This window comes from Xanthomonas sp. LF07-6 (genome assembly GCF_034105445.1).
GTDB lineage: Bacteria > Pseudomonadota > Gammaproteobacteria > Xanthomonadales > Xanthomonadaceae > Xanthomonas_A > Xanthomonas_A sontii.
This window is the reverse complement of record NZ_JAXGGI010000001.1, coordinates 345,360-358,483: the sequence shown is the minus strand read 5'-3', so window position 1 is coordinate 358,483 and position 13,124 is coordinate 345,360. Positions and strand designations below refer to the sequence as shown.

The following is a 13,124-nucleotide window of genomic DNA, read 5'->3' as shown; positions in this document are numbered from 1 at the left end:
CATGCGTCGGGACTGAAGTCCCTCCCACAGTGGGGCCATTGCATCTCGCGGGTCGCTGGCATGAACGTCGACCGCGAGATCCAAGCGCGATCCCCATCCCTTCTCCCCTCGGGACCATGGCCCCTTTTCGGGGGAAGGTGGCGCGTAGCGCCGGATGAGGGTACGGCGGCCGCAGTGCTGGCGCGTGTGGCTTTTCATCTACCCATTGCAAGCCCGGGTTCTCTCACCGCCAGCGCGTCGGGACTGAAGTCCCTCCCACAAGGGTGTCTCTACACAAAGGGCCGCAGCGCGGCCTGCGCACCTCAGCGCACCAGCCGCGCCAGTGCCTGCCCCAGCCGCACCGGCGATTCCGCCTTCAGCGTCGGGTCGAACGCGGCCACGCCGGGCGGCAGCAGCACGATCACCGTGGAGCCGTAGTTGAAGCGCGCCATCTCCTCGAACCGCTGCAGGGTAATCCCCTTGCCGCGCCAGTCCTTGCGGGTGATGCGGTCGGCGTAGCGCGGGATCTCCACGCCGCTCCACACCGTTTCCACGCCGGACACCAGCAGCGCGCCGACCATCACCGAGACCATCGGGCCGAAGTCGGTGTCGAAATGGCAGACCAGGCGCTCGTTGCGCGCGAACAGGCGCGGCACGGTGCGCACCGCGTCGGTGCCGACGCTGAACAGCCGCCCCGGCACGTGCACGGTTTCGCGCAGGGTGCCGGTCCAGGGCATGTGCACGCGGTGGTAGTCGCGCGGCGACAGGTACACGGTGGCATACAGGCCATTGGCGAACGGGGCCGCGGCGGCGTCGTCGCCGAGCAGTTCGGCGGCGGTGAACGACTGCCCCTTGGCCTGGAAGATGCGTCCGTCCTCGATCCGGCCGAGCTGGCTGATGCGGCCGTCGGCCGGCATCAGCAGCGCCTGCGGATCGGGATCGGCGACGCGCGCGCCCGGCTTCAGTGCGCGGGTGAAGAAGGCATTGAAGGTCGGGTAAGCGGTCGCGTCCGGTTGCGCGGCCTCGCTCAGGTCCACGCCGAAGCGGCGTACCACCGTGTCGATCAGCCACTGCTTGAGCCCGGGCCGCGACGAATAGGCCAGGCGCCGCGCCAGCGAGGACAGCAGCCGGTGCGGCAGCACGTAGGTCAGGCGGGTGGTCAGGCTCATGGGGCGGTGGCCTTGGTCAGGGCCTGCAGGTCGGCGGCGATCGCGGCGGCATCGAACGGCGGGCGGATCAGCCCGGCCTGGCGGCCCTGCGGGTCGAGCACCGCGATCGCGGCGGAGTGGTCCATGCTGTAGTCGTTCGGGTTCTCGGCGTAATGCTTGCCGGGCACCTTCTGGAACACGAAGCCCAGCGCGGTGGCGAAGCGCTCCAGCTCGGGCACGTCGGCGGTGGCGGCGATGGTGTCCTTGTGGAAGGCGTGGGCGTACTCGCCCAGCCGCGGCAGGGTGTCGCGCTGCGGGTCGACCGAGACGAACAGCACGCGCGGGCGCAGCGTGTCCGGCAAGGTCTCCCATTGCTTCTGCGCGCGCGCCAGGTCGGCCAGGGTGGTCGGGCACACGTCCGGGCAGGCGGTGAAGCCCAGGAACACCAGGGTCCAGTGGCCCTTGAGCTCGCCCGGCACCAGCGGCGTGCCGTCGGTCTGGCGCAGGTGGAAGTCGGGCAGGGGCCGCGGCTGCGGGTACATGCGCACCGTGCGGGTCTCCGGCCAGGCCGGGGCGGCGCTGCCGCCGAAGTACTTCTGGGCCAGCAGCAGCCCCAGGCCGGCGGCCAGGGCAACCACCAGGACGATGCCGAAGGTGCGGTTGAACATACTGATTTCCCATGCAACGAACGCTCATCATAGCGGCCGGGCCTCTATAATCGGGGGCCGAATTGCCTTGCCTGTTGCCATGACTGCCGACGCGGCCGCCGAACTCCACACGATCATCGACCTGATCCGCTACGGCACCAGCCGTTTCAACGCCGCCGGGCTGAGCTTCGGCCACAGCTACGACAACGCCCTGGACGAGGCCACGCAACTGGTGCTGCACGCGCTGCACCTGCCGCACGACCTCGGCCCGGCCTACGGCAGCGCGCGGGTCACCACGCCGGAGAAGGCGCAGGTGCTGGCGCTGTTCGAGCGCCGCATCGCCGAGCGCATCCCCGCCGCCTACCTCACCGGCGAGGCCTGGTTCGCCGGGCTCAGCTTCAAGAGCGATGCGCGCGCGCTAGTGCCGCGCTCGCCGATCGCCGAACTGATCGAGGCCGGCTTCGAGCCGTGGCTGGCCGGACGCCCGGTGGAGCGCGCGCTGGACCTGTGCACCGGCTCGGGCTGCATCGCCATCGCCATGGCCCACTACAACCCGAACTGGCAGGTGGACGCGGTCGACATCAGCGACGACGCGCTGAGCCTGGCCGCCGAGAACAAGGAGCGGCTGCTGGCCGACAACGTCGAACTGGTCAAGTCCGACCTGTTCGCCGGGCTGGGCGGGCGCCGCTACGAACTGATCGTCACCAATCCGCCCTACGTCACCCACGCCGAGACCGACGCGCTGCCGCCGGAATACGCGCACGAGCCGGAGCTGGGCCTGCGCGCGGGCGACGACGGGCTGGACCTGGCGCTGAAGATCCTGCGCGACGCGCCGGCGCACCTGAGCGAGGACGGGCTGCTGATCTGCGAGGTCGGCGAATCCGAACGCGCGCTGGCGCAGTTGCTGCCGGAAGTGGACTTCGCCTGGGTCGAGTTCAAGGTCGGGCAGATGGGCATCTTCGCGGTGGAGCGCAGCGAATTGATCGCGCACCACGCGCGCATCGCCGCGCTGGCCGCGGACCGGTGACGCAAGCGACATGAGCGCGAACAGTTTCGGCAAGCTGCTGACCGTCACCACCTTCGGAGAATCGCACGGGCCGGCGATCGGCTGCGTGGTCGATGGCTGCCCCCCGGGGCTGGAACTGGACGCCAGCGAATTCGCCCACGACCTGCAGCGCCGCGCCACCGGCAAGAGCCGGCACACCTCGGCGCGACGCGAAGCCGATGCTATCGAGATCCTGTCCGGGGTCTATGAGGGCCGCACCACCGGCACTCCGATCGGCCTGCTGATCCGCAACACCGACCAGCGCAGCAAGGACTACACCGACATCGCCCGGCAGTTCCGCCCCGGCCATGCCGACTACAGCTATTGGCAGAAGTACGGCATCCGCGATCCGCGTGGCGGCGGGCGCTCGTCGGCGCGCGAGACCACCATGCGCGTGGCCGCCGGCGTGATCGCCAAGAAGTGGCTGGCGCAGCGCTACGGCGTGCGCGTGCGCGGCTACCTGTCGCAGCTCGGGCCGCTGCTGCCGCAGGGCTTCGCCTGGGACGCGGTGGAGGACAACGCGTTCTTCTGGCCGCATGCGCCGCAGGTGCCGGAGCTGGAGGCGTACATGGATGCGCTGCGCAAGTCCGGCGATTCGATCGGCGCGCGGGTGACCGTGGTCGCCGACGGCGTGCCGGCGGGCTGGGGCGAGCCGATCTACGGCAAGCTCGACGGCGAACTGGCCGCGGCGATGATGAGCATCAACGCGGTCAAGGGCGTGGAGATCGGCGACGGTTTCGCCGCGGTGACCCAGAAGGGCACCGAGCACCGCGACCTGATCGCGCCGGACGGCTTCCAGTCCAACCACGCCGGCGGCGTGCTCGGCGGCATCGCCACCGGCCAGCCGGTCGTCGTCTCGGTGGCGTTCAAGCCCACCTCCAGCCTGCGCCTGCCCGGCGCCACGGTGGATGTGGACGGGCAGGCGGTGGACGTGATCACCACCGGCCGCCACGACCCCTGCGTCGGCATCCGCGCCACCCCGATCGCCGAGGCGATGATGGCGCTGGTGCTGATGGACCAGGCGCTGCGCCACCGCGCGCAATGCGGCGACGTCGGCACGATCACGCCGCGCATCCCCGGCGGTGGCGATGGCTGAGTCGCGGCCGCGGGTGTGGGTCAGCCAGCCGCTGTTCGACGACGTCGTCGCACGGCTGGGCGAGTATTGCGCGCTGACCACCACCGCGGACGTGACCAGGTATTCGCCGCAGGACCTGGCCGCGGCGCTGGCGCCGCTGGACGGCGCCCTGGTCACCCTCAACGAACGCATCGGCGCCGCCGAGATCGCCGGCGCGCCGCGGCTGCGCGCCATCGCCAATGTCGGCGTCGGCTACAACAATCTGGACCTGGGCGCGCTCAGCGCGGCCGGCATCGTCGCCACCAACACCCCTGACGTGCTCACCGAGACCACCGCCGATCTCGGCTTCGCCCTGCTGATGGCCGCCGCGCGCCGCGTCGGCGAGGCCGAGCGCTGGCTGCGCGCGGGGCAGTGGCAGCAGTGGTCGTTCCAGACCATGCTCGGCGCCGATGTCCACGGCAGCACCCTCGGCATCCTCGGCATGGGCCGCATCGGCCAGGCCATCGCGCGCCGCGCCGCCGGCTTCTCGATGCGCGTGCTGTACCACAACCGCAGCCGCCTGCCGGCCGAGGTGGAGCGCGCGCATCGCGCCGAGTACGTCGGCTTCGACGACCTGCTAGCGCGCGCCGACCACTTGCTGCTGGTGCTGCCGTACAGCGCGCAGTCGCATCACATCGTCGACGCCGCCGCGCTGGCGAAGATGCGGCCGACCGCGACGCTGGTGAACATCGCCCGCGGCGGCCTGGTCGATGAAATCGCACTGGCCGACGCGCTGGCCAACGGGCGCCTGGCCGCGGCCGGGCTCGACGTGTTCGAAGGCGAGCCGGCGATCCGTCCGGAGCTGCTGGCGCTGCGCAACGTGGTGCTGACCCCGCATATCGGCAGCGCCAGCGTGGCCACGCGCCGCGCAATGGTGTCGCTGGCGGTGGACAACCTGCTTGCCGCGCTGGGCATCGGCGCCGACGCCGGGCGCCCGCCCAACGCGCTGAACCTGGACGCGATTGCCGCGGCCGGCGGCGCGCGGGCGATTGCGGACAAAAAACGATAGGGAGCCTGCGGCGCCGCGCGCGACGCGCACGGCAGGTTCCCCGAATCCACGTGGCAGTGCGGCTGTTCCTCCCCTTCTTTTTCTGCGGATCGAATCTTCCATGAGCAATGCAACCCGTCGTTTCAACGTCGCCGTCGTCGGCGCCACCGGTGCCGTCGGCGAAACCATGCTGAGCATCCTCGCCGAGCGCGATTTCCCCGTCGCCACGCTGTACCCGCTGGCCTCCGAGCGCTCGGCCGGCGGCCAGGTCGAGTTCAACGGCCACAAGGTCACCGTGCTCGACCTGGCCACGTTCGACCCGAGCGGCGTGGACATCGCGCTGTTTTCGGCCGGCGGCGGCATCTCCAAGGAATACGCACCGAAGTTCGCCGCGGCCGGCGCGGTGGTGATCGACAACTCCTCGACCTTCCGCTACGACGACGACGTGCCGCTGGTGGTGTCGGAGGTCAATCCGCACGCGCTGAAGCACCGTCCGCGCGGCATCGTCGCCAACCCCAACTGCTCGACCATGCAGCTGATGCCGGTGTTGGCGCCGATCCACAAGGAATACGGCATCGAGCGCATCAACGTGGCCACCTACCAGTCGGTGTCCGGCGCCGGCCGCTCGGGCATGGAGGAGCTGGGCAAGCAGACCGCGCAGTTGCTGGCGTTCCAGGACATCGAGCCGCAGAAGTTCCAGGCGCAGATCGCCTTCAATCTGATCCCGCACATCGACGACTTCCAGCCCAACGGCTACACCAAGGAAGAGATGAAGCTGGTGTGGGAGACGCAGAAGATCCTCGAGGACAGCAGCATCCTGGTGAACCCCACCGCGGTGCGCGTGCCGGTGTTCTTCGGCCATTCCGAAGCGGTCAACATCGAGACCAAACGCAAGATCACCGTCGAGCAGGCGCGCGCGCTGCTGGGTCAGGCTCCGGGCGTGGAAGTGGTCGACGAGCACAAGGCCGGCGGCTATCCGACCCCGGTGACCCATGCCTCCGGCAAGGACCCGGTGTTCGTCGGCCGCATCCGCGAGGACTTCTCGCACCCGCGCGGCCTCAATCTGTGGGTGGTGGCCGACAACATCCGCAAGGGCGCTGCGCTCAATGCGGTGCAGCTGGCCGAGCTGGTTGCCCTGGAGGGCTGAGATTCGGGAGTCGGGATTGGGGATTCGTAAGAGCCCCGCAGCGCCGTTTCGGCGCTGCGGAGCGCGTTATCTCCAGGCAACCACGCAACGGCCAGTGGCGCATGCCTTGGCCGTTGTCGTGTCCAGCATTTGCGTCGTGCCGGATGGCGCAGCTCAAGCGGCGCCCGTGTGGGAGGGACTTCAGTCCCGACGGGCTTTACCGACCCAGTGTCCGGGCTGAATCCCTTCCCACACCTGCTCCCCACCACAACGCCAGCGCTCCGTCGGCATTGCGCGCCAACCCACGCAATTCGACCCCGCCGCCGCTGCAGTGCGCGCAACGAATCCACAATCCCAAATCCCCAATCCCCGCTTCATATATATTGATGGACATGACTCCAAGGGGCAGGGGCGGGATGCGCCTACAACCACGTTTGTTCCGTCGCCGTCGCGGCGATGCGGTGTCCGCCGTGCGCGGGCTGCGCCATGTCTGTCGCGCCGCCGCGGCGCTGCTGTTGCTGGCCTGCAGCCAGGCCGCGCTGGCCCTGGGCCTGGGCGATATCCGCGTGCTGTCCAAGCCGGGCGAGCCGTTCCTGGCCGAGATCCCGGTGATCTCCAACGAGCCGGGCGAACTGGAGCGGGCGCGGGTGGCGCTGGCCTCGCCGGCGACCTTCGCGCGGGTCGGGCTGGAGCGCCCGCAGGGCCTGGTCAGCGATCTGCAGTTCCGCTTCAGCCAGACCCGCAAGGGCCGCGCGGTGATCCAGGTCAGCAGCCGCATGCCGGTCGACGTGCCGTCGCTGAGCTTCCTGATCGAGGTCGATTGGGGCCAGGGGCGGCTGATCCGCGAATACTCCGCGCTGATCGATGCGCCCAACACCGCCGCCGCGATCGATGCACCGGCGATCGATGCGCCGGCCGCGGCGCAGCCGTCCGACCGCATCGCCCGCGAAACGTCCACCGCGGCGCCAGCGCCTGCCGCCGCCGCCACGCCGGCGACGCCAAGCGCCAGGCCGGCCGCCACGCCGCGTCCGGCGCCGGCCCCCGCGGCCGCGCCCGGCGATGCGCTGGCGCCGGTGCGCGCCGGGCAGACCCTGTCGCAGATCGCCGGGCAACTGGCGCGCGGCAACGGCCATTCGCTGGACCAGACCATGGTCGCGCTGCTGCGCGCCAATCCGGACGCCTTCATCCGCGGCAATCTCAACCTGCTCAAGCAGGGCGCGGTGTTGCGCACCCCGCGCGAGGAGGATCTGGCCAGCCTGGATGCCGCCGCCGCCGAGGCGGTGGTGCGCGAACAGGCGGCGCAATGGCGCCAGGCGCGTGCGCCGGTGCCGCAGCCGGCACAGGCGCAGCAGGACGCGGCGACGGCGCAGACTGCGCCCAAGCCGGCCGCCGCCGCTGGCGCACGCCTGGAAATCGCACCGGCGGTGCCGGCGACGCGCCGCGAGGCGGGAACCAAGTCCGGCACCGGTGCCGGCGACGAAGGAGACATGGTGGCAGCCCAACAATTGCAGCAGGCGCGCGAAGACCTCGCGGCACGCGATGCCGAGGTCCAGGAACTGCGTTCGCGGGTGGAGCAGCTCGAAAAGCTGAAGGCCCAGCAGCAGCAACTGATCGCGTTGAAGGACAGCGACCTGGCCGCGGCGCAGAAGCGCCTGGCCCAGGCCGGGCAGGCGGCGCCGGCCGCGGCGGCCGCCCAGGCACCGGCCAATGACGGGTTCCCGCTGTGGCTGTGGGGCGGGCTGAGCCTGCTGGTGCTGGGCCTCGGTGCCTGGCTGCTGTCGCGCCGGCGCAAGCCCTCGCCGCTGCCGCCGTTGCCGCGCGACGACGATGCCGCGCTGGCGGCGAGCGCCGCGGTGCCGGTGGTCGCGCACCGCGATGTCGATGCGCCGGAACTGCCGCCGCTGGAACCGGCCGAGCCGCTGGCGGAGGAGGAGGCGGTCGCCCGCGACCACGAGGCGTTGGAAGAGTGGGAGCGCGCCGACCATCTCGACCACGCTGCCGCCGATCACTCAGATCACGCCGATCACCACACCGCACTCGACGACGACGCCTTCGAGCGGGTGCTGGCGCAGCAGTCGCTGCGGCAGGCGCCGGCCGATGCGCCGCTGTCCGCGGACAACGACGACGACCATTCCGCTGGCGTGTCCGATGCCCATCCGGAGGCCGCACCGGCCGCCGAGCCGGTTGCCGAGGCGCCGTGGCGGCAGCCATCGCCGGTGGTCGCAGTGCCGGGCGGCGACGCCCATGCCGACAAGGACGCCGGCGGCGGCCGGCAGGAGCCGACCTGGCATCAGCCTGCCGCGCCGGCCCCGGCCCCGGCCCCGGCCGAAGCACCGTCGCCGTATCCGCCGGCGGGCCGCGAGCGGCTGGAACTGGCGGTGGCGTACATGGATCTGGGCGACAACGAGACGGCACGTACCCTGCTGACCGAGGTCGCGGCCAGTGGCGATCCGGCCGCACGCGCCGAAGCGCTGCAATTGCTGGGACGGCTGGACTGATGGCAGCAGGCGGCGCGCGGCGCGCTCGCCGCGGCCGGCCGGCCTGGAGCGGGACGGCCCTGCGGCAGCGTGTCCCTGGGCGGCGGGCGCACGCCGAAGGCGCGTTCCGGGACTGGCAGATGCAGTGCTGCGGCGTTGCAGGCGCCCCGCGCTGGCCCATGCACGCGTCGGCCGCAGCGCGCGCCGGCGCCGATGCCGCACTGCAGTGGAGGTCGCCATGCGCTACGCGCTAGGCGTGGAGTACGACGGCAGCGAATTCCAGGGTTGGCAGCAACTCGGCGAGAGCGGTGGCCCCAGCGTACAGGCGACGCTGCAGGCGGCGCTGTCGTCGGTGGCCGACGCCCCGGTGAGCGTGGTCTGCGCCGGCCGCACCGATGCCGGCGTGCACGGCGAGTGCCAGGTGGTGCATTTCGATTGCGACGCGCCGCGCCCGGCGCGCGGCTGGATGCTGGGCGCCACCGCGCGGTTGCCGCCCTCGGTCTGCGTGCGCTGGTGCGTGCCGGTGGCCGACGACTTCCACGCGCGCTTCTCCGCCCGCGCGCGCCGCTATCGCTACCGCCTGCTCAACCGCCAGGTACGCCCGGCGCTGTACCGGCAGACCCTGAGCTGGGAGCGGCGGCCGCTGCAGGCCGAGGCCATGCACGCGGCGGCGCAGGCGCTGCTGGGCGAGCAGGACTTCAGTGCTTTCCGCAGCGTGCAGTGCCAGGCCCTGCACGCGCGCCGCGAGCTGCAGTCGATCGCGGTGACCCGCAGCGGCGAGCTGGTCGAGATCCAGGTCCAGGCCAATGCATTCCTTCATCACATGGTGCGCAATATCGTTGGTTCCCTTGTCATGGTGGGAACGGGCGAAAAGCCGGCGTCCTGGATTGGCGAACTGCTCGCGGGACGCGACCGCCGCGTCGCTGGTCCGACGGCACCGCCGCAGGGCCTGGTGTTCGTCGGTCCCCTCTATCCCGCCCACTGGACGCTTCCGGACGAGGTCACGCTATGAATCGCACGCTGTATCGCACCCGCATCAAGTTCTGCGGCATGACCCGCGCCGGCGACATCCGCCTGGCAGGCGAGTTGGGCGTGGATTCGATCGGGTTCGTGTTCGCCCATGGCAGCCCGCGGCGAGTGGCGCCGGCCGAGGCGCGGGCCATGCGCCAGGCCGCCGCGCCGATGGTGGACGTGGTGGCGCTGTTCCGCGACAACCCCAAGGACGAGGTGCGCGAGGTGCTGCGTACGGTGCGTCCGACCCTGCTGCAGTTCCATGGCGACGAGGACGACGGCTTCTGTCGCAGCTTCAACCTGCCGTACCTGAAGGCGGTGCCGATGGGCGGCGGCGAGGTGAATGCGCGCACCCTGCAGCTGCAGTATCCGAACGCGGCCGGCTTCCTGTTCGACAGCCACGCGCCCGGCGAAAGCGGCGGTTCGGGCAAGACCTTCGACTGGTCGCGGCTGCCGACCGGCCTGCACCGGCCGTTCCTGCTCGCCGGCGGCATCAATGGCGACAACGTGTTCGACGCGATCATCGGCACCCTGCCGTGGGGCGTGGACGTGTCCAGCGGCATCGAGAGCCAGCCCGGGATCAAGGACGGCCACAAGATGCGCAAGTTCGTCGAGGAAGTGCGCCGCGCCGACTGCCACGAGTTGAACACCAACTGCTGAGCGCGGCCGGCTGGCACGCGCCGCCGGGAGCAGCCCGCTGCCGGGTCCGGGCCGGCGCCGGCCGCCGCAGGTGCCGCCGCTTCGGCCCGCGCCGCGGGCCAACCGCCGCGACTTTCACGTATCATCCGGCTCTAGAACCTGCCGGCGGTCCGCCGCGCGCCGTGCGCGCAGGCCGGCGGGATGACGCGTGCCCATGATGGGGCACGCCGTCACGGCACAGCAAGGATGAGGGGATGGCCGAGTTCCTGAACGTCGCACTGGGATTTCCCACGTTGCCGTACAGCATCCTGTTGGCATTTTCCGCGCTCTACTGGGCGCTGGCCGCCTTCGGCATCGGCGACCATGCCGCGCCCGACGGGCATCTGCATGTCGACGGCGCCGACCATGGCCTGCACGGCGTGTCCGCCGTCTTCGCGCGGCTGGGCCTGGGCGGTGCGCCGGTGATGCTGGTGGTGGCGCTGCTCTCGTTCTGGGGCTGGCTCGGCACCTATTTTGTCCATCTGTTCCTGCTGCAGTCCCTGCCGGCCGGCCTGCGCTGGGGCATCGGCAGCGGCGTGGCGCTGTTGGCCCTGCTGCCTGCGCTGCCGCTGACCTCCTGGATGCTGCGGCCGCTGCGCCGGCTGTTGCTGCGGCTGCGGCCGGTGGCGCAGACGTCGTTGCTCGGCAAGGTCGGCGTCGTCGCCTCGCCGCGTGCCGACGCGGACTCCGGCTACGCCACCGTCGACGATGGCGGCGCCGGCCTGGTCCTGCAGGTGCGTGCTCAGGCCGGCCAGGTCTATCCGCGCGGCGAGCGCGTGGTGCTGGTCGACTACGTGCAGGCGCACAACCACTATCTGATCGCCCGCGAGCAGGATCTGCCGGGTTTGCCGTTTCCACACAGCCTGATTGCGGGCGATAAGGAGATCCACCGATGAGTTTTGCGACGATGGCGCCGTTTCTGATCGGCGTCGGCATCCTGCTGGTGCTGCTGCTGGGGCTGGCCGGCCTGTTCCGCGCGTTCTACCGCAAGGTGGATCAGGGCGTAGCGCTGATCGTCAACGACATGAGCGCCACGCCCAAGGTGCACTTCACCGGCGCGTTGATCGTGCCGGTGCTGTACCGCGCCGAGCTGATGCGGATCAGCCTGATCACCCTTCAGGTCGACCGCCGCGGCAAGGAAGGGCTGATCTGCCGCGACAACATGCGCGCCGACATCGCCGTGGCGTTCTACCTGCGGGTCAACGAGACCCAGGCCGACGTGCTGCGCGTGGCCAAGGCGATCGGCGCCGACCGCGCCTCGGACAAGGACGCGGTCGACGAACTGTTCAACGCCAAGTTCTCCGAGGCGCTCAAGACGGTGGGCAAGAAGTTCGAGTTCACCGAGCTGTTCGAGAAGCGCCAGGAGTTCCGCGACGAGATCATCGCGGTGATCGGCAACGACCTCAACGGCTACGTGCTCGAGGACGTGGCGATCGACTACCTGGAGCAGACGCCCAAGGCGCTGCTGGATCCGCACAACATCCTCGACGCCGAGGGCATCCGCAAGATCACCGAGCTCACCGGCACCCAGAACGTGGTCACCAACGAGCTGGAGCAGAACGCGAAGCTGGCGATCACCAAGAAGAACGTGGAGGCGCGCGAGGCGATGCTGGCGCTGGAGCGGCAGCAGGCCGAGGCCGAGGCGCGGCAGAAGCGCGAGGTCGACACGATCCGCGCGCGCGAGCAGGCCGAGACGCTGAAGGTGCAGGAGGAGCAGCGCCAGTTGGCGGAGAACGCGCGCATCGAGGCGCAGCAGTTGATCGACATCCGCGAGCAGAACCGCCTGCGCGAGGTCGAGGTGGCCGAACAGAACCGCCAGCGCGCGGTGGCCATCGAGGTCGAGCGGGTCGCGCGCGCGCGCCAGCTGGAGCAGGTCACCACCGATCGCGAGGTGCAGCTGCAGGGCGTGGAGCGCGACAAGGTGGTCGAGAACGGCAAGATGGACGTGGCCAACATCACCCGCGAGCGCATCGCCATCGACAAGACCGTGGCGCAGGAAGAGGAGCGGATCAAGGAAGTGCGCCAGGTCGCCGAGGCCGACCGGCTCAAGCAGGTCACGATCCTGGAAGCGGAGGCCAAGGCGCAGGAACTGCTGGTGCGCCAGGTCAAGGACGCGCAGGCGCGCGAGACCGCGGCCAAGCACCGCGCGGTCGAACTGACCACCCTGGCGCAGGCCGAACACGAGGCCGCCGGCAAGCAGGCCGAAGCCAAGAAGCTGCTCGCCGACGGCATCCGCGCCGAGAAGGCCGCGCCCGGTCTGGCCGACGCGCAGGTCAAGGAGGCCTCGGCACTGGCGATCGAGAAGGTCGGTATCGCCGAGGCGCGGGTGATCGAGGCCAAGGCCGATGCCAGCCTCAAGCAGGGCAGCAACGAGGCGCGCGTGCTGGCCGAGACGCTGCAGGCCAAGGCGCAGGGCGAAGAGCAGATGGGCAAGGCCAAGGCCAGCGCCGCCGAGTCGATCGGCATGGCCGAGGCGGTGGTGGTGGAGAAGCGCCTGTTGGCCGAGGCCGACGGCCTGACCCGCAAGTTCGAGGCGATCGGCGCGCTCAGCGACAGCGCGCGCGGCCACGAGGAATTCCGGATGCTGCTCGACAACAGCCTCAAGCAGGCGCTGGCGTCGATCGAGGCCGGCAAGGAAGTGTCCAAGGAGAACGCCGAGGTCATCGCCAGCGCCCTGCGCAATGCCGACATCGACCTGGTCGGCGGCGACGGCGGCATGTTCGACAACCTCATCAAGGCGGTCTCGCTCGGCAAGTCGATCGAAGGCCTGGCCGACAAGAGCCCGATCGTGCAGGACCTGATGCAGCGCTATCTCGGCGTGCAGCGCGGCGCGGCGGCGCCGTCGCGGCTGGCGCCGGACGCGGCTGGCCAACTGCCCGTCGCCGAGCCTTGAGCGCGGCACTGGACTGAG

At 70.7% G+C, this 13,124-nt stretch carries 11 protein-coding genes; 9 read left to right on the top strand and 2 right to left on the bottom strand.

From position 1 onward, the window contains the following. Window positions 1-302: 302 nt before the first annotated feature. Together asd and SLW56_RS01420 are read right to left on the bottom strand one after the other, a co-directional pair. Window positions 303-1,148, bottom strand: coding sequence for an archaetidylserine decarboxylase (asd, locus tag SLW56_RS01425; RefSeq protein WP_267093789.1), 846 nt, complete (start codon window positions 1,146-1,148; stop codon window positions 303-305). Continuing rightward, window positions 1,145-1,795, bottom strand: coding sequence for an SCO family protein (locus SLW56_RS01420; protein ID WP_010340523.1), 651 nt, complete (start codon window positions 1,793-1,795; stop codon window positions 1,145-1,147). Before SLW56_RS01420 ends, asd begins: the two co-directional genes overlap by 4 nt. 79 nt (window positions 1,796-1,874) lie before the next feature. On the opposite strand from SLW56_RS01420, the gene prmB reads away from it, so the two are divergent. The 9 genes from prmB (at window position 1,875) to SLW56_RS01375 (ending at window position 13,106) form a co-directional block, all read left to right on the top strand. Then, window positions 1,875-2,801 carry a 50S ribosomal protein L3 N(5)-glutamine methyltransferase gene (gene prmB / locus SLW56_RS01415; protein ID WP_148827806.1) on the top strand — a complete coding sequence of 309 codons (927 nt, stop codon included), beginning with the start codon at window positions 1,875-1,877 and terminating at the stop codon, window positions 2,799-2,801. A 10-nt stretch (window positions 2,802-2,811) separates the two neighbouring features. After that, window positions 2,812-3,915 carry a chorismate synthase gene (gene aroC / locus SLW56_RS01410; RefSeq protein ID WP_267093790.1) on the top strand — a complete coding sequence of 368 codons (1,104 nt, stop codon included), beginning with the start codon at window positions 2,812-2,814 and terminating at the stop codon, window positions 3,913-3,915. After that, on the top strand, window positions 3,908-4,942 hold the full coding sequence (locus tag SLW56_RS01405; protein WP_320694252.1) for a D-glycerate dehydrogenase: 1,035 nt from the start codon (window positions 3,908-3,910) through the stop codon (window positions 4,940-4,942). Before aroC ends, SLW56_RS01405 begins: the two co-directional genes overlap by 8 nt. Window positions 4,943-5,042: 100 nt before the next feature. Continuing rightward, window positions 5,043-6,068: an aspartate-semialdehyde dehydrogenase gene (locus tag SLW56_RS01400; RefSeq protein ID WP_320694251.1), complete on the top strand. Its 1,026-nt coding sequence runs from the start codon at window positions 5,043-5,045 to the stop codon at window positions 6,066-6,068. 365 nt (window positions 6,069-6,433) lie between these two features. Next, on the top strand, window positions 6,434-8,545 hold the full coding sequence (locus SLW56_RS01395) for a FimV/HubP family polar landmark protein (RefSeq protein WP_320694250.1): 2,112 nt from the start codon (window positions 6,434-6,436) through the stop codon (window positions 8,543-8,545). Between the two features lie 217 nt (window positions 8,546-8,762). After that, complete coding sequence (gene truA / locus SLW56_RS01390) at window positions 8,763-9,536, top strand: tRNA pseudouridine(38-40) synthase TruA (RefSeq protein WP_295908737.1); 774 nt, start codon at window positions 8,763-8,765, stop codon at window positions 9,534-9,536. Continuing rightward, window positions 9,533-10,195 (top strand): phosphoribosylanthranilate isomerase, encoded by a 663-nt coding sequence (locus SLW56_RS01385; RefSeq protein ID WP_010342993.1) that lies wholly within the window; start codon window positions 9,533-9,535, stop codon window positions 10,193-10,195. Before truA ends, SLW56_RS01385 begins: the two co-directional genes overlap by 4 nt. Before the next feature lie 233 nt (window positions 10,196-10,428). Next, complete coding sequence (locus SLW56_RS01380; protein ID WP_017912820.1) at window positions 10,429-11,109, top strand: DUF1449 family protein; 681 nt, start codon at window positions 10,429-10,431, stop codon at window positions 11,107-11,109. After that, complete coding sequence (locus SLW56_RS01375) at window positions 11,106-13,106, top strand: hypothetical protein (protein ID WP_026143208.1); 2,001 nt, start codon at window positions 11,106-11,108, stop codon at window positions 13,104-13,106. The genes SLW56_RS01380 and SLW56_RS01375 overlap by 4 nt, the downstream gene beginning before the upstream one ends. Window positions 13,107-13,124: the final 18 nt, after the last annotated feature.